This window comes from Klebsiella sp. 141198 (assembly GCF_050600785.1).
Taxonomy (GTDB): Bacteria; Pseudomonadota; Gammaproteobacteria; order Enterobacterales; family Enterobacteriaceae; genus Klebsiella; species Klebsiella aerogenes.
Map to the genome: position 1 here is coordinate 576,585 of NZ_JAQIRM010000001.1, position 23,455 is coordinate 600,039.

General features: G+C 55.7%; 24 protein-coding genes. 13 read left to right on the forward strand and 11 right to left on the reverse strand.

Annotation, left to right across the window (positions count from 1 at the left end):
• Positions 1 to 45: 45 nt before the first annotated feature.
• Both PGR10_RS02800 and PGR10_RS02805 read right to left on the reverse strand, forming a co-directional pair.
• Complete coding sequence (locus PGR10_RS02800) at positions 46 to 930, reverse strand: dihydrodipicolinate synthase family protein (RefSeq protein ID WP_316423856.1); 885 nt, start codon at positions 928 to 930, stop codon at positions 46 to 48.
• On the reverse strand, positions 931 to 2,097 hold the full coding sequence (locus tag PGR10_RS02805) for an iron-containing alcohol dehydrogenase (RefSeq protein ID WP_430922877.1): 1,167 nt from the start codon (positions 2,095 to 2,097) through the stop codon (positions 931 to 933). It lies immediately after the preceding gene.
• Positions 2,098 to 2,272: 175 nt separating this feature from the next.
• Here PGR10_RS02805 and dtnK point away from each other — a divergent pair, with 175 nt between their 5' ends.
• The 3 genes from dtnK to PGR10_RS02820 are packed head-to-tail and all read left to right on the forward strand — an operon-like array spanning position 2,273 to position 5,250.
• A complete protein-coding gene (gene dtnK / locus PGR10_RS02810) occupies positions 2,273 to 3,508 on the forward strand; it encodes a D-threonate kinase (RefSeq protein WP_430922878.1) in 1,236 nt (411 codons plus the stop codon).
• Positions 3,501 to 4,487: a D-threonate 4-phosphate dehydrogenase gene (locus tag PGR10_RS02815; protein ID WP_308957950.1), complete on the forward strand. Its 987-nt coding sequence runs from the start codon at positions 3,501 to 3,503 to the stop codon at positions 4,485 to 4,487. Before dtnK ends, PGR10_RS02815 begins: the two co-directional genes overlap by 8 nt.
• Before the next feature lies 1 nt (position 4,488).
• Positions 4,489 to 5,250, forward strand: coding sequence for a DeoR/GlpR family DNA-binding transcription regulator (locus tag PGR10_RS02820; protein ID WP_430922879.1), 762 nt, complete (start codon positions 4,489 to 4,491; stop codon positions 5,248 to 5,250).
• Positions 5,251 to 5,260: 10 nt separating this feature from the next.
• Here PGR10_RS02820 and ptrR read toward each other — a convergent pair whose 3' ends face one another.
• Positions 5,261 to 6,139, reverse strand: coding sequence for a putrescine utilization regulator PtrR (gene ptrR / locus PGR10_RS02825; protein ID WP_015705323.1), 879 nt, complete (start codon positions 6,137 to 6,139; stop codon positions 5,261 to 5,263).
• A gap of 105 nt (positions 6,140 to 6,244) precedes the next feature.
• Here ptrR and sad point away from each other — a divergent pair, with 105 nt between their 5' ends.
• The 7 genes from sad (at position 6,245) to PGR10_RS02860 (ending at position 13,374) form a co-directional block, all read left to right on the forward strand.
• Positions 6,245 to 7,630, forward strand: coding sequence for a succinate-semialdehyde dehydrogenase (gene sad / locus PGR10_RS02830; protein ID WP_430922880.1), 1,386 nt, complete (start codon positions 6,245 to 6,247; stop codon positions 7,628 to 7,630).
• Between the two features lie 80 nt (positions 7,631 to 7,710).
• Positions 7,711 to 8,637 (forward strand): glutaminase B, encoded by a 927-nt coding sequence (glsB, locus tag PGR10_RS02835; RefSeq protein ID WP_045394518.1) that lies wholly within the window; start codon positions 7,711 to 7,713, stop codon positions 8,635 to 8,637.
• The gene (locus PGR10_RS02840; RefSeq protein WP_430922881.1) at positions 8,637 to 9,005 is read left to right on the forward strand and encodes a DUF4186 domain-containing protein; all 369 of its coding nucleotides are present in this window, start codon (positions 8,637 to 8,639) and stop codon (positions 9,003 to 9,005) included. The genes glsB and PGR10_RS02840 overlap by 1 nt, the downstream gene beginning before the upstream one ends.
• 114 nt (positions 9,006 to 9,119) lie before the next feature.
• Entirely contained in the window at positions 9,120 to 10,541 is a 1,422-nt protein-coding gene (locus tag PGR10_RS02845; protein ID WP_162750147.1) for a GGDEF domain-containing protein, read from the forward strand.
• An 81-nt stretch (positions 10,542 to 10,622) separates the two neighbouring features.
• Positions 10,623 to 11,162: a GNAT family N-acetyltransferase gene (locus tag PGR10_RS02850; RefSeq protein WP_087860712.1), complete on the forward strand. Its 540-nt coding sequence runs from the start codon at positions 10,623 to 10,625 to the stop codon at positions 11,160 to 11,162.
• Between the two features lie 103 nt (positions 11,163 to 11,265).
• Positions 11,266 to 12,717: a tagaturonate reductase gene (locus PGR10_RS02855; protein ID WP_087860713.1), complete on the forward strand. Its 1,452-nt coding sequence runs from the start codon at positions 11,266 to 11,268 to the stop codon at positions 12,715 to 12,717.
• A gap of 216 nt (positions 12,718 to 12,933) precedes the next feature.
• Positions 12,934 to 13,374 (forward strand): GNAT family N-acetyltransferase, encoded by a 441-nt coding sequence (locus tag PGR10_RS02860; protein ID WP_113373431.1) that lies wholly within the window; start codon positions 12,934 to 12,936, stop codon positions 13,372 to 13,374.
• Positions 13,375 to 13,533: 159 nt separating this feature from the next.
• Here PGR10_RS02860 and denD read toward each other — a convergent pair whose 3' ends face one another.
• The 5 genes from denD to otnK all read right to left on the reverse strand — a co-directional run bounded on the left by denD (position 13,534) and on the right by otnK (position 18,590).
• A complete protein-coding gene (denD, locus tag PGR10_RS02865; protein ID WP_087860715.1) occupies positions 13,534 to 14,517 on the reverse strand; it encodes a D-erythronate dehydrogenase in 984 nt (327 codons plus the stop codon).
• Positions 14,518 to 14,536: 19 nt separating this feature from the next.
• The gene (locus tag PGR10_RS02870) at positions 14,537 to 15,853 is read right to left on the reverse strand and encodes an MFS transporter (protein ID WP_087860716.1); all 1,317 of its coding nucleotides are present in this window, start codon (positions 15,851 to 15,853) and stop codon (positions 14,537 to 14,539) included.
• A 63-nt stretch (positions 15,854 to 15,916) separates the two neighbouring features.
• A complete protein-coding gene (otnI, locus tag PGR10_RS02875; RefSeq protein WP_430922882.1) occupies positions 15,917 to 16,696 on the reverse strand; it encodes a 2-oxo-tetronate isomerase in 780 nt (259 codons plus the stop codon).
• Complete coding sequence (locus tag PGR10_RS02880; RefSeq protein ID WP_430922883.1) at positions 16,696 to 17,325, reverse strand: aldolase; 630 nt, start codon at positions 17,323 to 17,325, stop codon at positions 16,696 to 16,698. The genes otnI and PGR10_RS02880 overlap by 1 nt, the downstream gene beginning before the upstream one ends.
• Complete coding sequence (gene otnK / locus PGR10_RS02885; protein ID WP_430922884.1) at positions 17,322 to 18,590, reverse strand: 3-oxo-tetronate kinase; 1,269 nt, start codon at positions 18,588 to 18,590, stop codon at positions 17,322 to 17,324. Before otnK ends, PGR10_RS02880 begins: the two co-directional genes overlap by 4 nt.
• Before the next feature lie 221 nt (positions 18,591 to 18,811).
• Between otnK and PGR10_RS02890 the strand changes: the two genes are divergently transcribed.
• A complete protein-coding gene (locus PGR10_RS02890) occupies positions 18,812 to 19,585 on the forward strand; it encodes a DeoR/GlpR family DNA-binding transcription regulator (RefSeq protein ID WP_015705335.1) in 774 nt (257 codons plus the stop codon).
• Here PGR10_RS02890 and tam read toward each other — a convergent pair.
• Positions 19,575 to 20,339, reverse strand: coding sequence for a trans-aconitate 2-methyltransferase (tam, locus tag PGR10_RS02895; protein ID WP_430922885.1), 765 nt, complete (start codon positions 20,337 to 20,339; stop codon positions 19,575 to 19,577). The genes PGR10_RS02890 and tam overlap by 11 nt on opposite strands.
• Positions 20,340 to 20,516: 177 nt before the next feature.
• Here tam and PGR10_RS02900 point away from each other — a divergent pair, with 177 nt between their 5' ends.
• Positions 20,517 to 21,317 (forward strand): MBL fold metallo-hydrolase, encoded by an 801-nt coding sequence (locus tag PGR10_RS02900; protein ID WP_430922886.1) that lies wholly within the window; start codon positions 20,517 to 20,519, stop codon positions 21,315 to 21,317.
• 6 nt (positions 21,318 to 21,323) lie between these two features.
• On the opposite strand, the gene PGR10_RS02905 is transcribed toward PGR10_RS02900, so the two are convergent.
• Both PGR10_RS02905 and PGR10_RS02910 read right to left on the reverse strand, forming a co-directional pair.
• Positions 21,324 to 21,614, reverse strand: coding sequence for a hypothetical protein (locus PGR10_RS02905; RefSeq protein WP_015366702.1), 291 nt, complete (start codon positions 21,612 to 21,614; stop codon positions 21,324 to 21,326).
• Positions 21,615 to 21,829: 215 nt separating this feature from the next.
• Positions 21,830 to 23,014, reverse strand: coding sequence for an MFS transporter (locus PGR10_RS02910; protein ID WP_087860723.1), 1,185 nt, complete (start codon positions 23,012 to 23,014; stop codon positions 21,830 to 21,832).
• Positions 23,015 to 23,204: 190 nt separating this feature from the next.
• Between PGR10_RS02910 and PGR10_RS02915 the strand changes: the two genes are divergently transcribed.
• Positions 23,205 to 23,438, forward strand: coding sequence for a hypothetical protein (locus PGR10_RS02915; protein ID WP_430922888.1), 234 nt, complete (start codon positions 23,205 to 23,207; stop codon positions 23,436 to 23,438).
• The last annotated feature ends 17 nt before the right edge of the window (positions 23,439 to 23,455 follow it).

Below are 23,455 nucleotides of genomic sequence, written 5' to 3' on the forward strand. Positions count from 1 at the left end.
TGGGCACACAGGTACCCGGTCTATTTTGTTGAAGAAACGCAGCGTTTAATTAAGATACTGCGCGATGATTCCACGTATTTGCTGCAGTTGAGATGCGCTAAACTGAACCGCGTAGCGGCTATCGCCGACCTCATGGCCCATCAGCTGCAATACTTTTTTCACCGCGGCGGGGGAAAAGGCGACTTTGTAGAGATCGGTACGCAGGCCGGTGACGTTTTCTTGCGCCAGCCTTGAGGCTTCAATATCGCCGGCCTTGAAGGTTGACCAAATCGCGTTAATCTCCCGTGGCGCAACGTTAGCCAACCCGGAAATGCACGCTGAACAACCATCAACGAACCCCTGATGAATCAGCGAATCCGGCCCGTTCAGGACATTAAAACCGTCGATACCCTTCACCGCATCAAGAAAGCCCTTCAGGCTGTCATAACTACCGGCGCTATCTTTTATGCCAATAATGTTGTCATGCGCAGCCAGCTGACGTGCGGTTTGCGGTTCAATGGTGTTGCCGGTGCGCGCCGGGATGTTATACAGAAATACCGGAACGCTTAGCGCATCGGCGATCGCCGTGTAGTGGCTTACCAGCTCATCTTGTTTTAGCGGCACGAACCACGGGGTGATGACCGACACCGCGTCGACGCCTAATCTCGCTATCTGCTGACCAAGACGAATGGTTTCCCGCGTCGACACTTCGCCAATATGCGCCACCACCGGCGCGCGTCCGGCAACCGCCTCGACGCAGGTTTCGGCAACCGCAATTTTTTCCGCCTCATTAAGGACGAAAAACTCGCCGTTGGTTCCGCCGCAGAAAATGCCATTACCGGCGGCCAGCTGACGTTCTACCTGTTGGCGCAGCGCCGTCAGGTTCAGTTCACCGCTTGCGGTAAAGGGGGTAACAATGGCGGTTAACACGCCGCGAATGGAATGATGCATTTATTTCTCTTCTCCCTGATGAGATGACTGTGGAAACAGCGTCTGGTAAATCGCCTGGACTTCGTCATGGTTCACGCTGCATGGGGCATTGTTCATTAATCGTTTTACTTCCAGCGCCGCGGCGCTTAGCGTTTCAATACTCTCTGGCGGTACACCCAGCCCGGCGAGGTTGTCCGGCAGCGCCAGGCGTTTCACCAGTTGCGCCAGCCAGCGGACCAGCGCATGAGATTTCTCCTCGTTATTCAAGGTCAGATCGGCGTCCGGGATCAGATCCCAGACCTGAGCGAATTTATCTACCGCGTGCGGGCGTACGACCTGCATACAGGGGGCCAGCAGAATGGCGTTTGCGACGCCGTGTGGTAAATGCCAGGTGCCGCCAAGCGGGTAGGAGAGCGCGTGCACCAGATGCGTGCCGGCATGATTGATAGCCACGCCGCCATAGTACGAGGCCCACAGCATCTCCAGTTTCGCCGTAAGATCCTGCGGGTGGGTCACGGAACGCTCAATATGCCGCACCAGCTTATGCAGGCCGATTAAGGCGGCGTTATCGCTCACCGGGTTCGCGACGGTTGAAGTAAAGCACTCCAGTAGATGACACAGCGCATCGATACCGGTGGAGGCGGCAATGGCCGCAGGCATGCTGGTAGTCAGTTCCGGCAAAAGGGCCACGAAATCCGGCAGCAGTACCGGGGAGATAATCCCCACTTTGGTATTACGTTCGGGAATAGCCAGGATGGCATTTGGCGTCGCTTCCGAGCCGGTGCCGGCGGTGGCGGGTATCAACAGTGACGCCAGACGCAGACGCGGTTTCTCGCCGTCAATCAGCGCGTTGAGCGTAGGGGATGCGGGGTGTAGTAGTACCGAGAGCAGCTTAGCCACATCGAGGACGCTACCGCCGCCGATACCGACGACCATCTGTGGCTGCGTTCCCGCGAGTTGGGCAACAATCTGCGCCACATCATGTTGACTGGGCTCTGCCGGCACGGAATCCACGATCCTCACATCAACGTTAGTCTCGTCCATCAGATGTCGGATCTGTTTGGTCGCTGCCAACTTACCTACGTTCGCATCGGTGACCAGCAAAATGCTTTTTTTACCTGCCAGCACTGGCTTCAGGGCTGATATGGCGCCCGCGCCGCTGATAATCGTGCTGTTAATCGTCGCCACGTCTCACTCCTCTATTGTTATGATTGAATTCAATCAATATGCGTAGTGTTCACTCATTTCAATGAGCAAAAGTTATAATTTATACGGACGTTTAATAACTTGAGCTTGCTCACATTTAATCAAATATGATTGAATATAATCATTAGCGATTCCGATAAGCGATGAAGGAAAGAGAATGAGCTGCGGCGATAATCCTGTTCTGGTGCTGGCAGATGACTTTACCGGGGCCAATGATGCCGGTGTCAGTCTGGCAGAAGCGGGTTTAGCGGTTGAGGTGGCGTTTAGCGCCGGCTATCAGCCGACCACCCGGGCGTTGGTTCTCAATAGCGATAGTCGGGCGCTTTCCGGGGCGCAGGCAGCAGAGAAAGTGAACGCGATACTCCGTGATGCGGCAAATTTCGCCGCCGTCTGGCAGGTGAAGAAAATCGACTCCACCCTACGCGGCAACCCCGGCGCGGAACTGGAGGCGATGATGCGTGCGCGGGGCTGCGTCACCGCGGTCGTCGCGCCGGCCTTTCCAGCGGCAGGGCGCATAACCCGCGGCGGACGATGTTATGTCCACGGCGTGGCACTCGATAAAACGGAATTCGCCAGCGACCCCAAAACCCCGGTCAGTAGCGCCGATATTGGGCAATTGCTCGCCATGCAGAGCCAGCTGCCGTACCGTTCGCTTGACGTACAGCAGTTGACCGCCGCCCTCGCGGAAGAGAGCGACCAACCGCGTGTATTGATTATTGATGCTGAAGAAGACGCGCAGCTGGATGAGGTTATCGCTGCGGTAGCCAGCCGCGCGCGGCAAACGCTGCTGGTGGGCTCTGCGGGGATCTGCGAGGCGCTTTCGCGCTACCTGTTCCGGGATGCGGCCGGGCCGTTGCTGGCGGTGATCGGCTCAATGAGCGAAATAGCGCAGGCTCAGGTCGCCGCTTTGGCCGGCCATCCGCGAGTCGGGCGGATCGGGATTGATGTTGCCCGCGCCTTTAACGGCGATGCGTTGGCCGATGCCCGGCGAATCGCCGAGGTGCTGGCGGCAAATCATCATTGCGTGGTCACCACCTGCGCGGATAACGCTGTCCGGCACGGTATTGAGACGCAGTGCCGTGAACGCGGCTTGAGCCGCGCTGCGCTGGGAGAACAGATCTGCGCTTATCTCGCGCAGGTCACCCAACTTGCCGTTGAGTTACGTGCGCCCGGGGCGCTTTATCTGTCCGGCGGCGATGTTGCGATCGCCGTCGCTCATGCGCTCGGCGCGCAGGGGTTTCATATAACCGGCCGGGTGGCGCAATGCGTGCCGTACGGCCATTTTCTCGGAAGTCGCTGGCCGCGTCCGGTGATGACCAAAGCAGGGGGATTCGGTACGGAGACCACGCTGCGGGATGTCGTGAATTTTATTGAGGAGAAACTGAGTGTCTAACATGATTGCGGTAACGATGGGCGACCCGGCGGGCATTGGTCCGGAAATTATTATTAAATCGCTGAGCGAAGGCGAACTGAGCGGTGCGCCGGTGGTGGTCGTGGGCTGCGCGCAGACGCTGCGGCGGATCCTGGCGCTGAACATTACCCCGCGTGCGGAGTTGCGAATTATCGAACACCCGCGCGAAGCGCAGTTTTCACCCGCAACGATTAACGTGATTGATGAACCGTTAAGCGATCCTCAGGCCCTGCGGCCCGGCGCAGTCCAGGCTCAGGCCGGCGATTTGGCGTATCGCTGCATCAAGCGCGCCACCGCGCTGGCGCTGGCGGGGGAAGTTAAAGCTATCGCCACCGCGCCGTTAAATAAAGAAGCGCTACATCTGGCCGGGCACCATTTCCCGGGACACACCGAACTGCTGGCCCATCTGACGCAGACCAAAGATTATGCCATGGTGCTGTACACCGATAAGCTTAAGGTGATCCACGTCACCACCCATATCGCGCTGCGCCGTTTCCTCGATACCCTAAGCCAATCGCGGGTGGAGACGGTTATCCGGGTTGCCGATGATTTTTTACGCCGCGTGGGGTATTCGCAGCCGCGCATCGCGGTCGCTGGCGTGAACCCGCACGCCGGTGAAAACGGTCTGTTCGGCGATGAAGAAATCCGTATCGTTGCCCCAGCGGTTGCGGCGATGGAGGCGCAGGGCGTTCATGTCGTCGGACCGTGCCCGCCGGACACCGTCTTCATGCAGTGTCACGAAGGCATGTACGATATGGTGGTGGCGATGTATCACGATCAGGGGCATATTCCGCTCAAGCTGCTCGGGTTCTATGATGGGGTGAATATCACCGCCGGGCTGCCGTTTATCCGCACCTCCGCGGACCACGGCACCGCCTTTGATATTGCCTGGACAGGTAAAGCGAAGTCTGAGAGCATGGCAACCTCCATTGAGCTCGCCATGCAAATCGCACAGGAATAACATGAAGGGATATAATCGGTTAGAGCAGATTATGGACTTCCTGAAAAGCCATAATCTGGTAACGGTCGACCAACTGGTTGCGGTAACTAACGCCTCGCCGGCGACCATTCGTCGCGATCTGATTAAACTCGATCAGGAAGGGGTAATTAGCCGCACCCACGGCGGCGTGACGCTCAACCGATTTATTCCCACACAGCCGACGACGCTGGAAAAAGCGCAGCGTAGCCCTCAGGAGAAATACGCTATCGCCAGGGCGGCGGCGTCGCTTATCAGGGCCGGCGATGCCATTGTGCTGGACGCCGGTACCACTATGATTGAACTGGCGCGACAGATTACGCATCTGCCGCTGCGGGTCATCACCAGCGATCTGCATATCGCGCTGTTTCTGGCTGAATTCAAACAGATTGAAGTGACGATTATCGGCGGTCGCATCGATGACAGCAGCCAGTCGTGTATTGGCGAACATGGGCGACGCTTGCTGCAGAATGTGTGGCCTGATCTGGCATTCGTCAGCTGTAACGGTTGGGATTTGCAAAAGGGCATTACCGCGCCGACGGAAGAAAAGGCTGCGCTGAAACGCGATCTGATCGCCAATGCCCGGCGGCGGATCCTGCTGGCCGACAGTTCGAAATACGGCGCCTGGTCGCTGTTCAATATCGCGCACCTCGACTCGCTCACGGACATCATCACCGACGGGCATTTGCCGGGGGAAACCCGCGATGCGCTTCAGGAACTCTCGCCGCGGCTGATTATCGCCGATTAACGTCCGGCCATCATGTTGCGCTAGCCGCCTGACGATCCTCGTTCAGCAATTCAATAAATGCCTCCAGCTGGCGCGTCTTCGCGCCGCGTCGCCACACAAGCCAGGTCGTCAGCCAGCGCCACTCTTCGGCGAGCGGCCAGGCGGAAACCTGCTGATGCCCTGGCATACTCTCCAGCATACTGCGTGGGATAAGCGCCAACCCGGCGCCGGCGATTACGCAGGCTAACATGCCGTGATAGGACTCCATCTCATGGATCCTTCCGGGCGTCGCGCGGTCGGCGTGAAACCAACTCTCAAAATGACGACGGTAGGAGCAGTTGGCGCGAAATGCGTAGACGTTCGCGCCGTTGACCTCGCTGGCGCGGGTTACCGGCGCATGGCCATAAGGGGCGACGATCATCATCTCTTCCGGGAACACCGGTAGCCCCTCCAGACCGGGATGAACCAGCGGCCCGTCGACAAACGCCGCGCTGAGCGCGCCTTCCAGCACGCCATCAATCATGGTGCCGGAAGGGCCTGTGGACAACGCCAGGTGGATTTTCGGGTAGCGCTGGTTGAAAAGGGCTAACGTGGTTGGGATGCGCACCGCAGCGGTGCTTTCCAGCGAGCCGAGGGAAAACAGCCCCTGCGGCTCATCGCCGGCGACCACCATCCGCGCTTCATCGACTAACGCCAGGATTTGCTGGCTGTAGCGTAAAAAGCTGTGTCCGGCGGGCGACAGACGCAGCCGTTGGTTCTCGCGAATAAATAGCTCGACGCCGAGGTCGGCCTCCAGTTGGCGAATACGGGTGGTCAGATTCGACGGGACGCGGTGCACCTTCTGCGCGGCCTGGGTAATACTGCCGGTACTGGCGACGGCGTTAAACATCTCAAGTTGGGTAAGGTCCATAGTATTCTTCTTTTGTGAATGCTTTGCTTAATATTATTCATTTTCAATGAAAGCAAGGGTAGGCCACAATATCCACACTTCGCAATCCCTACAGAGAGAATAACCATGAATTTATCTGCCACCCATGCGGTTTCCGTTAACCCGACCACTGGTGAAGTCGTGTCGTCTCTGCCGTGGTCAACCGAACAACAAGTAGATTCAGCCATTGCCCAGGCGCAACAGGCTTTTCGCCAGTGGCGCCAGGTCGCGCTCGCCGATCGCGCCGCCGCGCTGCGTAAAGTCGGCAGCGTAATGCGCGCCCGCGGCGAAGAGCTTGCGCAAATGATTAGCCTTGAAATGGGTAAGCCCATCGCCCAGGCGCGCGGTGAAGTGAGTAAGTCAGCCAACCTCTGCGACTGGTATGCCGAACATGGCCCGGCGATGCTGGCGACCGAAGCCACCCAGGTAGAAGATAATAAGGCGGTGATTGAATACCGGCCGCTGGGGCCGATACTGGCGGTGATGCCGTGGAACTTCCCGGTATGGCAGGTTCTGCGCGGCGCGGTACCGATTCTGCTGGCAGGGAATAGTTATCTGCTGAAACACGCGCCGAACGTGATGGGCAGCGCGCAGCTGCTGGGCGAACTGTTTGCCGAAGCGGGACTGCCGACGGGCGTCTTTGGTTGGATCAACGCCACCAATGAAGGCGTCTCGCAAATTATCAATGATGATCGTATCGCAGCGGTCACGGTGACCGGTAGCGTACGCGCCGGGCGGGCAATCGGCGCTCAGGCCGGCGCAGCGCTGAAAAAATGCGTGCTGGAGCTTGGTGGTTCCGATCCCTTTATCGTGCTCAACGATGCCGATCTGGACGAAGCGGTGAAAGCCGCCGTTGTCGGCCGTTATCAGAACAGCGGGCAGGTCTGCGCGGCGTCGAAACGCTTTATCGTTGAGGCGGGTATTGCCGACGCTTTTACTAAAAAATTCGTGGACGCCGTGGCGGCGCTGAAAATGGGCGACCCGCGCGACGAGCAAAATTACATCGGCCCGATGGCGCGTTTCGATCTGCGTGACGAACTGCATCAGCAGGTTGAAGCCACGCTGAAGGAAGGGGCGACCTTATTGCTTGGCGGCGAGAAAATCGCCGGCGCCGGCAACTACTACGCGCCAACGGTGCTGGCGAACGTTACCCCGGAGATGACCGGTTTCCGTCAGGAGTTGTTTGGTCCGGTGGCTACCATCAGCGAAGCCCGCGACGCGGCTCATGCCCTTGAACTGGCTAACGATAGCGAGTTTGGCCTTTCGGCAACCGTCTTTACGTCAAGCAGCGCGGAAGCGGAGCGTTTTTCTCGCGGTCTGGAGTGCGGCGGGGTGTTTATCAATGGCTATAGCGCCAGCGATGCTCGCGTGGCGTTCGGCGGCGTGAAGAAGAGCGGCTTTGGTCGGGAACTGTCGCATTTCGGTTTGCATGAGTTTTGCAATATTCAAACCGTATGGAAAGACCGTCGCTAATCGACGTTAGCGCCTGACGTCCGTCGTCATGCTCTGCTATACTCGCCACCCGAATTTCGATGGTGGGCAAGGAGCCGAGTGTGGCGACGGTTATTAATAATGCAATGCTGGATGCCGTTCTGGCAGAAATCAGGCCGCTGATAGGGCGCGGCAAGGTAGCGGACTACATTCCTGCCCTGGCGCGCGTCAGCGGCAATAAACTTGGCGTCGCCATCTGTACGGTTGATGGGCAGCACTATAGCGCCGGCGATGCCCACGAACGCTTCTCGATCCAATCTATCTCGAAAGTGCTAAGTCTGGTGGTGGCGATGAACCATTATCAGGAAGAGGAGATCTGGCAACGCGTCGGTAAAGATCCCTCCGGCCAGCCCTTTAACTCCTTACTACAGCTGGAAATCGAGCAGGGCAAACCGCGTAATCCTTTTATCAACGCCGGGGCGTTAGTGGTCTGCGACATGCTGCAAAGCCGCCTGAGCGCGCCGCGTCAGAGAATGCTGGAGATCGTGCGTCGGCTGAGTGGAGTGGACGATATTGCCTATGATTCAGTGGTCGCGCGCTCCGAGTTCGAACACTCCGCGCGTAATGCCGCCATCGCCTGGCTGATGAAATCTTTCGGCAATTTCCATAATGATGTCGCCACGGTGCTACAAAACTATTTCCACTACTGCTCGCTTGAGATGAGCTGCGTCGAACTGGCGCGGACCTTCCTGTTTCTCGCCGATCGGGGGATTGCCCCGCATCTGGCGGACCCGGTTATCGCGCCGATTCAGTCGCGGCAGGTTAATGCGCTGATGATGACAAGCGGTATGTACCAGAACGCCGGAGAGTTCGCCTGGCGAGTCGGGCTGCCGGCAAAATCCGGCGTCGGCGGCGGTATTGTGGCGATTGTGCCGCAGGAGATGGCGATAGCGGTGTGGAGTCCGGAACTTGATGAAGCGGGTAACTCGCTGGCGGGGATCGCTGTACTCGAGAAACTTACCCAACGTTTAGGAAGATCGGTGTTCTGATGTCTGTAATGGAAAATCTGTTCGCCAGGCTTGGGCGTTCAACGTTCCGCTCTCGTTTCCACCTCGGGGTGAAAGAGCGGCAGTATTGTTATGATAAAGGGCCGGAGATTATCGACAGCCACGCGGCGGATTTTATCGCCAAACGGCTGGCCCCGGCGCAGATTGCTAATGACGGTAAGCAGACGCCGATGCGCGGGCACCCGGTATTTATCGCCCAGCACGCTACAGCGACCTGCTGCCGCGGCTGTCTGGAAAAGTGGCATGCGATCCCGCGCGGGCGGGAACTGAGCGGCGAGGAGCAGCGTTATGTCGTAAAGGTAATTCACCACTGGCTGGTGATGGAAATGAACGCGATTACCAACCGTTAACCTGTCTCGCTCAGGCATGGCAGTATGCCTAACAAATATTCTCATGCTATGATAATCCGCTAACTAATTATTTACATAATAATTGCCTGAAACAATTAGACGGATAATTACTGAATGTCTTCACTGTCGATTCGGTCATTCACGCTATTTCGCGAGGATCAACCGGTGCGCGATGCGCTGGTGTTATTCACGCTGACGATTCTGCTGCACTTTATGGGCGCTATGTTGCGTCTGGTGCAGGAGCTTTCGTTTTTTTGGCCGCTCAATGCCGTTATGGCAGGTATTTTCGCACGCTACGTCTGGCTAAATCGCAGCTATTTCTACGCTATTTGTTTTGCCGCGATGCTGGTTTATGACGGCCTGACTTCCCGTTGGGGCATGGGCTTTGCGTCGCTGCTGATTAACTTCTCCAATATCGTCTTTATCGTCATTCTGGCGCAGCTGGTGCTGTGGGATAAGCGGCGCGCCGATTCGATGCCGGGGCCAATTAACGCTCTGAATCTTTTTTGTTATTGCCTGCTGGCGGCGCTGGTGTGCGCCGCGGTAGGCGCATTGGGCTCGGTTGATGTTGAACGGGCGACTTTTATTCCGCAACTGGCGGACTGGTTTAGCGAGCAGTTCTCGACCGCGGTCCTCATCTTGCCGTTTATTCTGACCCTGACGCTGCCATCGGTGCTGGGCCGCTTTCGCTTTAGCCAACTACTGCCGGTAATAGCGCTGGTGCTATCGATGGCGCTTGGGGTGGCGGTAGGCGGCGCCGGAAGCCTGACTTTCCCGCTGCCGGCGCTGATCTGGTGCGCGATTCGCTATCCGTTGCCGCTGACCTGCCTGCTGACGTTTATTACCGGTATCACTGAGATTTTGCTGGTGGCGAACTCGCTTATTCATCTGTCGCCGGATGCGCGTCCGCAGCCGTGGCAGCTGTTTTCAACCCGTCTTGGCATGGCGGCGATGCTGATAAGCCCGGTTATCGTGGCGACCAGCGTCGAGGCTATCAACAACCTCGTCAAACAGCTGGCGCTCCGCGCTGACTTTGATTTTCAGACCCGCGTTTACTCTCGTTCCGGGTTGGGCGAAGCATTGAAACGCCAGGCGCCGCAGACGGACAAACTGCTCTCGGTGATGGTGCTGGACATCGATGGTTTTAAACGAGTGAATGATACCTGGGGTCATGAATGCGGCGACTGCGTGCTGGCCCAGTTCGCCCAGCGGGTGCGTGAACTGGCGGGCGATGAGGGAATGGTGGCGCGTATCGGCGGGGAAGAGTTTGCCGTCGCGGCGCTGCTCGATAATGCTCAACAATCCCATGTGCTGGCGGAAAAAATTCGTCAGGGGATAGAATCGGAAACGTTCACCTGGGGGCAACAGCGTATTCGCCTGACGGTGAGTCTCGGCCTGCAGTGCCGTGAAGTTGGTGAAGGACGAATCGCCGAGCTGTTTAATCAACTGCTAATGGAAGCGGATGACCTGTTAGTCAACGCCAAGCAGGCCGGGCGCAATCGTGTTTGCGTGCAGGCGCTGCCTGACGGCGTGTGATAAGAAAATCCAATGGTCTTTTTGCTTGAGTTAAATATTAGTTAAAAACATAGTGATGTGGTCATTTTCAGGGAGCAACCTATGGCCACACCTATTTCACTTCGCACGCTGACGCGTGAATCTATTCTTGAATCTCTTCCACAATTAAATGAAATCCTCGCCAGCTGCGTGAACGGCGGGGCTTCGGTCAGTTTTATGCAGCCGTTTTCGTCGGACACCGGCGAGCGCTTCTGGCAGCGGATGGCGCAAAGCGTCGCCGCCGGCGAGCGGATTGTGCTGGCGGCCGAAAACCAACAACGGCAGATAGTGGGGACCGTCCAGTTGATTATCGACCAGCCGGAAAACCAGCCGCACCGCGCCGATGTCGCCAAGCTTTTGGTTCACCAAAATGCGCGCCGACAGGGAGTCGCCGGGTTGCTGATGAGCGAGCTTGAGGCTATTGCACTGGCGTACGGGAAAACGGTACTGGTGCTGGATACCGCCACCGGCAGCGGCGCGGAACGCTTCTATCAGCAGTGTGGCTGGCAAAAAGCGGGGGAAATTCCGCAGTTTGCCTTAATGCCTGATGGGGAAATGACGGGCACCACGCTGTTCTATAAGATCCTCCCGGCGACAGAATAATGCGACGAGGTTTGATCAAAACGGGGTTTCGCCAACCATAAAACCTGATAACTTATTGGACCAATTACTCAGGTTGTATGACTACTCTAAGAGGGAACCCATTGTGAAAACCTTAAACCGTCGTGATTTCCCCGGCGCGCAGTACCCTGAACGTATCATCCAGTTTGGCGAAGGTAACTTCCTGCGCGCGTTTGTTGACTGGCAAATTGACCTGCTTAACGAGCATACTGACCTGAATGCTGGGGTGGTCATCGTCCGACCCATCGCCAGCGATTTCCCGCCGTCGCTGAGCACTCAGGACGGCCTCTACACCACAATTATTCGCGGACTGAATGAAAAGGGCGAAGCAGTCAGCGATGCGCGTCTTATTCGTTCGGTAAACCGCGAAATTAGCGCCTACGCCGACTATGAGGAATTTCTGCGTCTGGCGCACAATCCGGATATCCGCTTTGTCTTCTCCAACACCACCGAGGCGGGTATCAGCTACCATGCCGGGGACCATTTTGACGATGCCCCGGCGGTGAGCTATCCGGCGAAACTGACCCGGCTGCTATATGAGCGTTTCAGCCATTTTGCCGGCGCCGCTGATAAAGGCTGGGTTATCATCCCTTGTGAACTCATTGATTATAACGGCGAGGCGCTGCGTGAACTGGTGCTGCGCTATGCGCATGAATGGGCGCTGCCGGCAGCTTTCGCCGCCTGGCTTGCAGAGGCGAACACCTTCTGTTCGACGCTGGTGGACCGTATCGTTACCGGCTATCCGCGCGATGAAGCGGAGCAGATTGAAACGCAGCTTGGCTATAAAGACGCCTTTCTTGATACCGCTGAGCACTTTTACCTGTTCGTGATCCAGGGACCGAAATCGCTTGCCGCCGAACTGCGCCTCGATAAATTACCGCTCAACGTGCTGATTGTTGACGATATCAAACCCTATAAAGAACGGAAGGTAGCGATTCTTAACGGCGCGCATACCGCGCTGGTGCCGGTAGCCTGGCAGGCAGGCCTGGATACCGTCGGTGAAGCGATGAACGACGCGGAAGTCTGCTCATTTGTCGAAAAAGCGATATATCAGGAGATTATCCCGGTTCTCGATCTGCCGCGCGATGAGCTGGAATCATTCGCCAGCGCGGTAACAGGACGCTTCCGCAATCCCTATATCAAACACCAACTCTTATCCATCGCCCTCAATGGCATGACGAAGTTCCGTACACGTATCCTGCCGCAGCTGCTGGCAGGGCAGAAGCAAAGCGGTAAATTGCCACCGCGCCTGACTTTCGCGCTGGCGGCATTGATTGCCTTCTACCGCGGAGAGCGTAACGGTGAAGTCTACCCGGTTCAGGACGACGCGGAGTGGATCGCTCGCTTTCAGACGCTGTGGGCGCAGCATCGCGACGGCCAGCTTGCAACGCGGGACCTGGTAACGTCGGTGTTGTCGGTAGAATCGCACTGGCAGCAGGATCTGACGCAGGTGCCAGGACTGACGGCGCAGGTAACGGCCGATCTGGATGCTATCTTACGTGACGGCATGCGCAGCGCCGTAAAACCGCTGTGCTAACACGCCAACTGAAGCGACCCGGCATGTAGCCGGGTTAATTTCTGTCATTAGTTACAACATTCTGGTTGTTACTAGCAGTAAGCCGTTGCAGTAACATCGTACCGGCATCGCTTCGCAGCGGGGAAAGGGATGAAATGTGCACTCGGCGCTTGAAGTCATTTTCAGAAAGCAAAATAATGACTTAACGATGACGTTTAGCGTGCGGAGATCCCATCAATGAATATCGACATACGTGAACCTACTGACCGGGATTACAGCGCCTGGCGAGCGTTATGGGAGGGGTACACGCAGTTCTATAATAGCCCGCAGCCGGACACCGTCACCGAACATACCTGGCGGCGTCTGCTGGATCCGCAGTCTCCGGTAATAGGCCGGGTAGCCGTGGTTGATGGTGAGGTACTGGGGTTTGCTATTTGCGTACTGCACGAAGGCACCTGGGTGACGACGCCTATCTGTTATCTGGAAGATCTGTTTGTCGCGCCAAAAGCTCGCGGACGGGGAGTCGCGAGAACGCTGATTCAAACCCTGCAGGCTGAAGGTAAAATTCAGGGATGGTCGCGGCTGTACTGGCACACCCGTCACGATAATCCTGCCCGCCGTCTGTATGATGAATTTACCCCTGCGGACGATTATGTTCGATATCTGATGAAGCTCTAGCTGTGCGACACAGGAGAAGCAACATGGAAAAACGAATCGAAACTACCGTTAATCTGATTATGTTTCTGTCGTTACTGGCCACCGCCTGGGATCTTTCGCTGGTTCACGACTTCCCCTGGTAACATGCAGCGGCGCCGTCGGGCGCCGCTGGTACCGAACCTATTTGAGGTAATCCGCCATATACTCTTCGATCATTTCGCTGAAGCTGTGGTTGGCGCTAAACCCAAGACGCTGAGCATAGCGCGTGTCGAAATCGCCGGGCCACGAATTGACAATGCGTTCAATGGCGGCATCGGGCGTGAAGGTGATACGCTGTGCGACTTCACTGCCGGCAACCTGGCGCAACGCCACGATCATCTGTTCGACGCTGACCGACAGCCCGCAGAGATTAATCACCCGACCGTCCGTCAACTGTGCCTCAGCCAGTTCGTGCCCGTGAATTAAAGCCTTAATTGCGTTACGGGGCGACAACAGCCACAGACGGGTATCCGCCGTGACCGGGCAAACGGCGGATTCTCCATTAAGTGGCTCGCGGATAATACCGCTGGCAAAACTCGATGCCGCCTGATTGGGCCTCCCCGGGCGCACGACGATGGTGGGCATGCGCAGGCTTCTGCCATTAAGCCAACCGCGACGGCTGTAATCCGCCAGTAACAGATCGCAAATGGCTTTTTGCGTGCCGTAAGAACTTTGCGGCAACCATACCTGTGAATCACTGACTTTTTCCGGTAAGTCGCCGCCGAACACCGCCACCGAACTGGTGGTCACCAGTTTGACGTTCTTCGGCAACTGACGCAGATGCTCCAGCAGTTGACGGAAGGCATCAACGTTGATTTTCATCCCCAGCTCGAAGTCTTGTTCAGCCTGGCTTGAAACGATGGCGGCTAAATGGAAGACGCTATCGACCTGCGCTGGAATCGCGCTACGTAACCATTCGCTATCGCTGATGTCGCCGGTTAATACCTGTAAACGGCTATCGTCGATCCCCTGTAACGCCACGCGGTCGATAGCGATCAGTCTACCGATTTCTTGCGTTTCGCCCTGCGGGCCGCTCAACGAACCGCGCTGAAGCAGCGCCTTGACCAGTTGGGTGCCGAGAAATCCGGCGGCGCCGGTGACGGCAATCGTTAATGTATTATTCATGGTGATTTTCTCAATATTATTAATGGTTAACCATACGGGCAGGAATACGGAATATCGCAGCAGCGCCGATAAAAAGCGTCGCGGAGATGATTAAGGTGCCGGTTAGCGTCGAATGGGTCATATCGGTGAGCAGGCCCATAATCCACGGCGCGACAAAGCCGGCAAGGTTGCCAAAGGAGTTGATTACCGCGATACCGACCGCGGCGGAAGCGCCGCCAAGGAAGGCCGTCGGTAGGCTCCAGAATAACGGTAGGGTGCTTAATCCGCCCGCTGCGCCAATTGTTAACCCGATCATCGCAATCACCAGATCGTGGCTGAACAGCGCCGCAATAATCATGCCCAGGCCGCTCATGACCGCGATGGCGGCGAGATGCCAGCGACGTTCTCTGCGTTTATCGGCGCTGCGCGAAGCGGCAATCATGGTGACTATCGCTGCGGCATAAGGAATAGCGGTTAACAATCCGACTTTCAGCACATCGCCTTCACCGGCGTTATGAATCAGCGTTGGCATCCAGAAACTGACGGTATAGAACCCGGCAATCAGGCAGAAATAGATAAAAGTCAGTAACCAAACCTTCGGATTCTTCAATACAGCCAGCATTGAACCATGCTGTTCGGTCTTATGGCTGCCATCGCTGCGCAGTCGCGCCTCGAGCAACGCTTTTTCGTCATCTGACAGCCATTTCGCCTGAGAAATGCGGTCGGTCAGCAGAAATATCACCAGCACGCCAATCAGCAGAGATGGCGCGCCTTCAATAATGTACAACCACTTCCAGCCGGCGAGACCGCCGTACTCATGAAAATGGCCCATAATCCAGCCGGAGAGCGGAGCGCCGAGGATCCCGGAAAGCGGTACGGCGGTAGCGAAGAGGGCGAACATCCGCCCGCGGCGATAGCTGGGGAACCAGAAGGAAAGATACAAAATTACCCCGGGATAAAAGCCTGATTCCGCTACGCCTAAAAAGAAGCGCACGGTATAAAACTCCAGCGGCGTACGCACGAATGCCGTCAGCGGCGCGATGAGCGCCCAGGAAATAAGTAAACCGCCAAGCAAACGTCTGGCGCCAAAGCGATGAAGGATCATATTGCTGGGAATTTCAAAAAAGAAAAAACCGATGAAAAATATACCCGCGCCGATACCGTAAACGGTGTCGGAAAATGCCAGATCGCTCGACATTTGTAATTTAGCGATACTGACGTTAACCCGGTCAAGATAGGCCAGAATATAGCAAATCATTAATAATGGCAGCGTGCGGCGGACAACTTTCTTCCACACTAACTCTTCATTTATGGCAGGCGCAGCGCCCTCCAGGCTCAACGCAGAGTGGTTTGACATAGTTCTATCTCCAAAAAATGAGCGCGCATCGGCGCTCACTGAGGCATTGATATTATGTAGGTTTTAGTTATTTAACCAGGCCTGCGCCCAGTGCAGTCCGGCTTGCGTTCCGGCGCGCGGACTATATTCCGCGGCGACGTAACCATCATATTTTTCCTGCTCGAGTACGGCGAAAATCCATTGATAATCTACTTCGCCGTCAATCGGCTCCTGGCGCGCCGGTACAGATGCAATCTGGATATGGCCGATATACTCTTTATAGTTTTTCAATAAATAAGTTAGATTGCCATCGACCTGCTGGGCGTGGAAAATATCAAGCTGCAGTCGAATATTGTCGCGGTCCGCCTGGCGAATATATTCCATCGCCTGGTATTGGCTGGAAAATAAATAACCCGGACGGGTGGCGGGCGATAAACCTTCAAGCAAAATAGTGATGTTATGCGCTTTGGCTCGCTCCGCCGCGTAGCGTACGTTGTCAATAAACGTGTCCGCACAGTGCTGCCGGTCGAATCCTTCGGTGACCCCCGCCATAACATGTATCGCCGGGCACTGCAGAGCCGCAGCATAATGAATGGCTAAATCAATGGCTTTGCGGGCTTCCTCTTCACGGCCAGGTAAAGCCGATAATCCCCATTCGCCGCGTGCGGTATCGCCTGCCGGAGTATTAATGCCGATAAGCTTGAGGTGATGTTTCTCTAATTCGCGGGAGACGGTCTCTACGGGATATTCGTAAGGGAACCACATCTCAACGGCATTAAAACCGGCCCTGGCCGCCAGGGAGAAGCGCTCCAGAGGCGGATTTTCGCCGAATAACATCGATAAATTGGCAGCAAGTTTCAACATTATTGCATTCCTCGAAGCACAGTCAGTTGTTGATAATTGAGATAGTTCACCGGGCTGTTTTTTAACGTGAAGAACAGGCGGGCGGACGCTTCCATCTCTTCCAGATTGTCGGCGGCATCGCGTAGCGATTTACCCACCACCACCGGACCATGATTAGCCAGTAAAAAAGCCTTATGCTGCGCGGCGCGTTCACCGAGCCATTGGCCAATCTGCGGGTCGCCTGGGCGGAAATAGGGGACCAGCGGTATTTCACCGACCCGCATGACCACATACGGCGTACAGGCCGGAAGGGTATTCGCCGGATCCAGATCCTGCAGGCAGGATAAGGCCGTCAGGTAATGGCAATGCAGATGGACGACGGCGCGGCACTGCGGATTGTTGCGGTACAGCGCGAGATGAAAACTCACCTCTTTTGAGGGTTTTAACCCTGAGAGCAGTTCACCGTTCAGGTTCACGTGCGACAATTCTTCGGCGTTAAGCTCGCCAAGACAGGAGCCCGTCGGGGTAGCCAGAATCGTGCCGTCAGCAAGCTGGACGGAAAGATTGCCCGCCGAACCGGTTGCGTAGCCGCGCTGAAAGAAAGAGCGTGCGATAGCCACCATCTGTTGGCGTAGGGATGACTCGTTCATGCGCAAACCTCCGCGGACTGCGCGCGAGCAAAGAAATTGTCATCGCCAAAATTGCCGGATTTGAGCAGCAGGAAAAGCGGTCGGGAATCTGCCTTGATCCACGGAACGCCGGGTGAGACCGCGGCGCCAATAGCGAAATGGCGAATATCCAGCGCTTGCGTTACCGCGCCGGAGGTTTCTCCACCAGCGACGATGAACCGGCTCACGCCTTGCTGCGCGAGTTGTTTTGCCAACAGAGAAAACAGCGCCTCAACCATCAACCGACTTGGCTCGGCGCCATAGCGCTGCTGGATGTTGTGCAGCTTGGCGACCGAAGTGGTGGCGTAAACCATTGGCGCCATGACCGCGTCAGACTGCTGGTACAGCCATTCAACGATCTGGCCGCAATACTCATCAAGCGTCCAACGTTTATCAAGCAAACCTGCAACATCCACGGCCAGCGCTGGCGCCAGTTGGCGGTATTTTTCTACCTGCGCTTGTGTTCTGATAGAACAGGAGCCGGATAATACTACCGTGGTGGCTGCTGACGTGGTGACGTGAAAGGGAAGGGACGTCGCCGTGGCGTTGGCCCAGCTACGCGCGAGACCGGCAGCTAAACCGGAACCCCCGGTAACCAGCTTCATATCGTGCAGCGCTTGTCCCTGAATTTGCAGGTGTTTATCGTTTATTGCGTCCAGCGCGATGTAACGATAACCCGAGGCGGATAAAGTTTGGATCTCGTCGCGCACGGCTGCCTCGCCGGACTCCAGAATCTGCACATTGATAAGAGCGCATGTGCCGCGAGACTGGCGTTCCATCAAACGGCGTAGATCGCTGTCATCCATGGGGTTGACCGGATGGTTGCGCATACCGGATTCCTGTAACAGGCGGTCTTCAACGAATAAATGCCCCTGATACACCGTACGACCGTTAATGGGCAACGCCGGGGAGATAACCGTGGTTGCGACGCCTAGCGCATCCATTAAGGCATCGGTTACCGGCCCGATATTGCCCTTGATCGTGCTATCGAAGGTGGAGCAGTACTTAAAATAAAAGCGATCGCACCCCTGTTGTTGCAACCAGCGCAACGCATTCAGTGACAGTGTCACAGATTCTTCGGCTGATACAGAACGTGATTTCAGACTCACGACTAATGCGCGAGCATCACCCTGGCAATCTTCCCCGGGGACACCGCTAAACAGGCTGGTCGCTATTCCGTTGTTGGCCAGAAAACTGGCGATATCCGTCGCGCCGGTAAAATCATCGGCAATTATGCCTGCTCTCATATCCTGTCCTCTTCATACAGCGAGTGTTAATTTACGGTACTATCTGTTGTTAAATGTTAATATCAATGATTGATGTGATGAATACAGCGATCTATATCACAATAAATAACATTTATTATCTATTTTTCACACCATATGACGCGGTCAATCCGATGTACAGCCTAATGTGATGTGATAAAATGTGAAAATATGAGATAACGAGACACCATCAGGAGAAACCGATGCTGCCGTTGGAAAGACAAGAGAAGATACTGGAAATCATTAAAGATAAGGGGGTCGTCAGCGTCGTCGAACTGGTCGAGGCGCTGGGCGTGTCGCATATGACTATCCGGCGCGATATTCAGCGCCTGGAGCAGCTTAACGTGCTGGCCAGCGTATCAGGGGGCGTGGCCCTGCCGCAACGAACCCGCCTGCTGAACGAACCTTCGCATCGCGATAAAACGCTGATGTTCCCCCAGGAAAAGGAGGCTATTGGTCTGGCGGCGCTTAAGCACATTCCCGCCAACAGTACCGTCTATCTGGATGCCGGGACCACGACGCTCGCGCTGGCCGAAAACCTGGTTGAGCGTCAGGACTTGCTGATCATCACCAATGATTTTGCCATTGCCAATTTGATGATTGAACGCGGGCAATGTGAATTGATCCATACCGGCGGACGCTTATGCCGTGAGAATCAGTCGACCGTTGGCCACCTGACGGCGAAAATGCTGGAGAACCTGTTTATCGATGTCGCGTTTATTTCGGCGTCATCATGGAATTTGCGCGGACTGTCGACGCCCAACGAAAATAAAGCCATCGTGAAACAGACCGTGGCGAAGGTAAGTGAAAAATGTATCCTGCTAAGCGATTCATCAAAATATGGAAAAATGGCGAATTACCTGATCCTGCCGCTCAGCGAGCTTGATGTCATCATCAGCGATGACCGGCTGAGCGGCAGTGTGGTAAATCAGCTGAATGCGCTTAACGTTGACGTCGAACTGGCGACTACGCGTTAGCCAGGCGTCGCGCGACAATAAACAGTCGCGGGAACAATAACAGCACTTTTCCGTTACACTGTAACGGATAGTGTTGTTGCAACAGCGTCAGATAACGCTCTAAAAACACGTTCTTTTCTGCTTCATCAAGATGTTGCAAATACGGACGCAGACCGGTCGCCTGCAGCCAATCAACGATAGCCTGGTGTGACTCCAGAGGGTGATAATAGGTGGTGCGCCAGATATCCACCTCGCAGCCGCTGTTGGTCAGCATGTCGTAATACTGCTGGACGCTGGGGAGCGGCTGTCGGCCGCTATCTGGAAATCCCAGCTCTTCCGCTACCTGGCGCATCAGGGTATGAGAGGGCTCTTGCCAGTTATCCGGCATCTGCACGGCCAGCACCCCATTATTGGCTAACTGTCTGACCAGTCGCGGGAACAGCGTTTGATGTTCACCGAGCCATTGCAAAGAGGCGTTGGCATAGATCACGTCTGCGGGCTCAGATGGCTGCCAGTCTTCTATATTTGCGGTGATAAACTCACAATCGGGAAGCGCTTGCGCCGCCTGTGCCAGCATGGCGTCGGAATTATCAACGCCAATAATTCGCGCTTCAGGCCATGCTGCACGCAGTAAGGCCGTGCTATTGCCTGGACCGCAGCCCAGATCCACGGCCACCTTAACCGGCTGTTGCGCAATACGCGCTGTTAACTCAGACGCCGGTCGGGTGCGCTCATCAGCAAATTTCAGATACAGCGAGGGATTCCAGTCTGCCATAGATAACCTCAAGTGAACTATCCGAGTCTATCAGCATAGAGGACATGCTGCGGTTGTGAAGCTGTTTTTTAGTGACGGTGTCACTTTTTCGAGGCGAAGGGTGCGGCGTTCATCACACCGATAGCAGGGTTTCTTCGTTACACTGGCTGCGCATATATAACAGGGATGAATGAAATAATGGCCTTAACCATCAGGGTATTACTGGAAAATCGCCTTGCGGCGCACGCCGATCCGGCGTTGACAGCCAAAGCCGGACTTAGCCTTCTCCTTGAAGATGAAACCAGCAAAGTGCTATTTGATACCGGGCCGGACGGTAGTTTTCTCAAGAATGCGCAGCGGATGGGGATCTCACTGGATGACCTGACGGCGACGGTATTATCACACGGCCATTACGATCATTGCGGCGGCGTCCCCTGGCTGCCGGAAGAGAGTCGAATTATCTGTCATCCACGGTTTGCCGAACCGCGCTATGCCGCTATCAGTGTTGGCAGGCATGTCCGCAAAATCAAAAAACTTTCGCTTGAGCTCGACTATTCCCGCTTTCGCATGGAATGCTACCGGCAGCCGTTTGCTCTCAGCGAACGGCTGTTGTGGTCGGGCGAGATCGTGGTAAACCGTCCGCAATCCTTTGGCGTTTTAGCCAGCTCGCCGCTAACGCCTGATTATATCGTTGATGAAGGCGTCCTGATTTATCTCTCTGACCATGGGCTGGTCATCATCTGCGGCTGCGGACATCGCGGCGTAGAGAATATCGTGCGGCATTGTCAGAATATCACCGGCATTGAGCGGGTCCACGCGTTGATCGGTGGGCTACACCTGCGCGCCGCATCCGTCGCCAGGGTCTGGCAGGTCCGAAGTTATTTACAGCAGCTGCAGGTGGAGAAAATTTTGGCCTGCCACTGTACCGGCGCTTGGGGAAAACTGTGGCTCGCCGGCGCACAGGCGCCGGCTACAGGGGATATTTTGCAGCTAGCTTAATAAGGATCAGTCGGCATCTTTGAGCATTTCGGCGCGCCGGGCAGTGGCATAGACGAATTCCAGCATCGGTTCAAGGTCTGTATCATGACCGGCCTGGATAATTTTACCGCGTAGCCATTCGATTTCGCTGGTGATATCCGGGTGAAAGATGTTGTTGTCCTGCGCTTTACGCAACCATTTGAGAAGAAAGTTATTTTTTCCTCTCGCTCCACCCGATTTTTTCGTTTTTACGTGGATTTTCAGCGCGACCAGAATGCAGTAGTAAAAATGGACTCGCTGGTTGAAACTTTGATGCATGTCGGTATTTCCCGCCAGGGTAAGCCACTCGCCGCGGCAGGCGACGAGTCGAATGGAGCCAGGTCACGGGGGGATCGTTTTGTTGACGACCTCTATCACTGCACCCGTACCGCCCGGCATCCAAGACTGGATGCTCGCGGAATGGTGGCACGGATATTAAAGCGTCGTCAATTATTGATTAAATTGTTACCAGTATCATGATTAATCGGCATACATCATACGTTCGACCTGGTCTGTTGCAGACGAACCCGAAGCAGCAGGATAAACGCCATGGCGACTACCACCGCAGCCAGCAGATACAGCGTATCAAGCGCATAATAACCCGCCACCCAGCCGGCCACCGGGCCGGTCAAACCCAGCGCCAAATCGAGAAAGGCTGAATAGGTACCCAGCGCCGTGCCCTGGTTTTGTTCTTCTACCTGTTTCACCGCCTCGACGCCCAGCGCCGGAAAGACCAGCGAGAAACCAGAACCGGTGAGGAATGCGCCAATACCAGCGACCCACGCCGACGGCGCCTGCCAGATAATCAATAATCCAAGACACTCCACTACGAAGCAGACAAGCGACACCGGCACGCCGCCGTAGCGGGTAATGGTGTTGCCAAGGATCAGGCGTATACAAATAAAACCGATACTGAAAAGAGAGAGGGTGAAGGCCGCGCCCTGCCAGTGGTGAGCCGAAAAATAGAGGGTGATAAAGGTGGCAATGACGCCAAAACCTACCGTACCCAGCGCCAGCCCCAGGCCATACGGCCAGATTCTGCGAACCACCACATGAAACGGCGCTCTCACTCCGGCAGTCACGCTGACATCCAGGCGGGTGCGGGCAAAGAGCAGGCCAATTAGCGCAACCAGCACTACCACTACGGCAAAACCGCTGATGCCAAAATAACTATTGAGCATCACCCCCAGCGGCGCGCCGACGGCCATTGCCACGTAGGTCGCGACGCCATTCCATGAAATCACCCGTGAGGTATGAATCGCGCCAACGGTTTTAATACCCCATAACGTTGCCCCAGTGGCGGTGAAGCTCTCTCCCACGCCGAGGAAAACCCGTCCAATCAACAGGGCGCTGACGGCGAGAAGCGGTATAGTTTGCAACATCACCGCCGCGAGGGTGAAGAGTCCGCTTAGCATGCAGCAGATGATGCCGAGGCTAACGACCTTTTTTGGCCCCCAGATATCGGTATAGCGGCCAGCATGCGGGCGGCTTACTAGCGTTGAAATGTACTGCAGGCTGATAACGACTCCGGCGATTAGCGTACTGTACCCGAGCTGATAGTGGATGTAGCCGGGAAGCACCGCCAGCGGCAGGCCGATGGAGAGATAGCAGATACAGGTGAAGACAACGATGGAAATAATTCGCAGGTTAAGCTGAGTGGTGCTGACAGAAGTAGTCATAACGCTAAGTGTTTACAACGAAAGGGAGGATAAGCATAGCGCAAGCGCGGCGACTCCGGCGAGCGGACGAGCATTTTATGCCAACGCTCGGTTCATTTATTGGCAAACTGACCGATAATATAGCTATACAGGTGATAAATGACGCCCATATTATTTCTTAGAGTGATGCCTGAGTTTGAAAGGGAAATGGATGAGTGGCCAGTCTCAGCACGGAGCATGGCAATCTATTCGCTTCCCGGAGGTCATCTCGATGAAAAAATTACTTATATTGCTCATTGTTTTTGCAGCATCCGCTTGTTCCGGTGGTTCATCATCCTCTTCAGGGATGGCCCCCGGTCAGGGCTTTGATTCGCAGGCCTGCATGAACGACACCATCGACGCTAACAGCGCCTGCGGTCATTCGGTCGCGCCACAATTTAATTGATATGAGACAGCCTGATG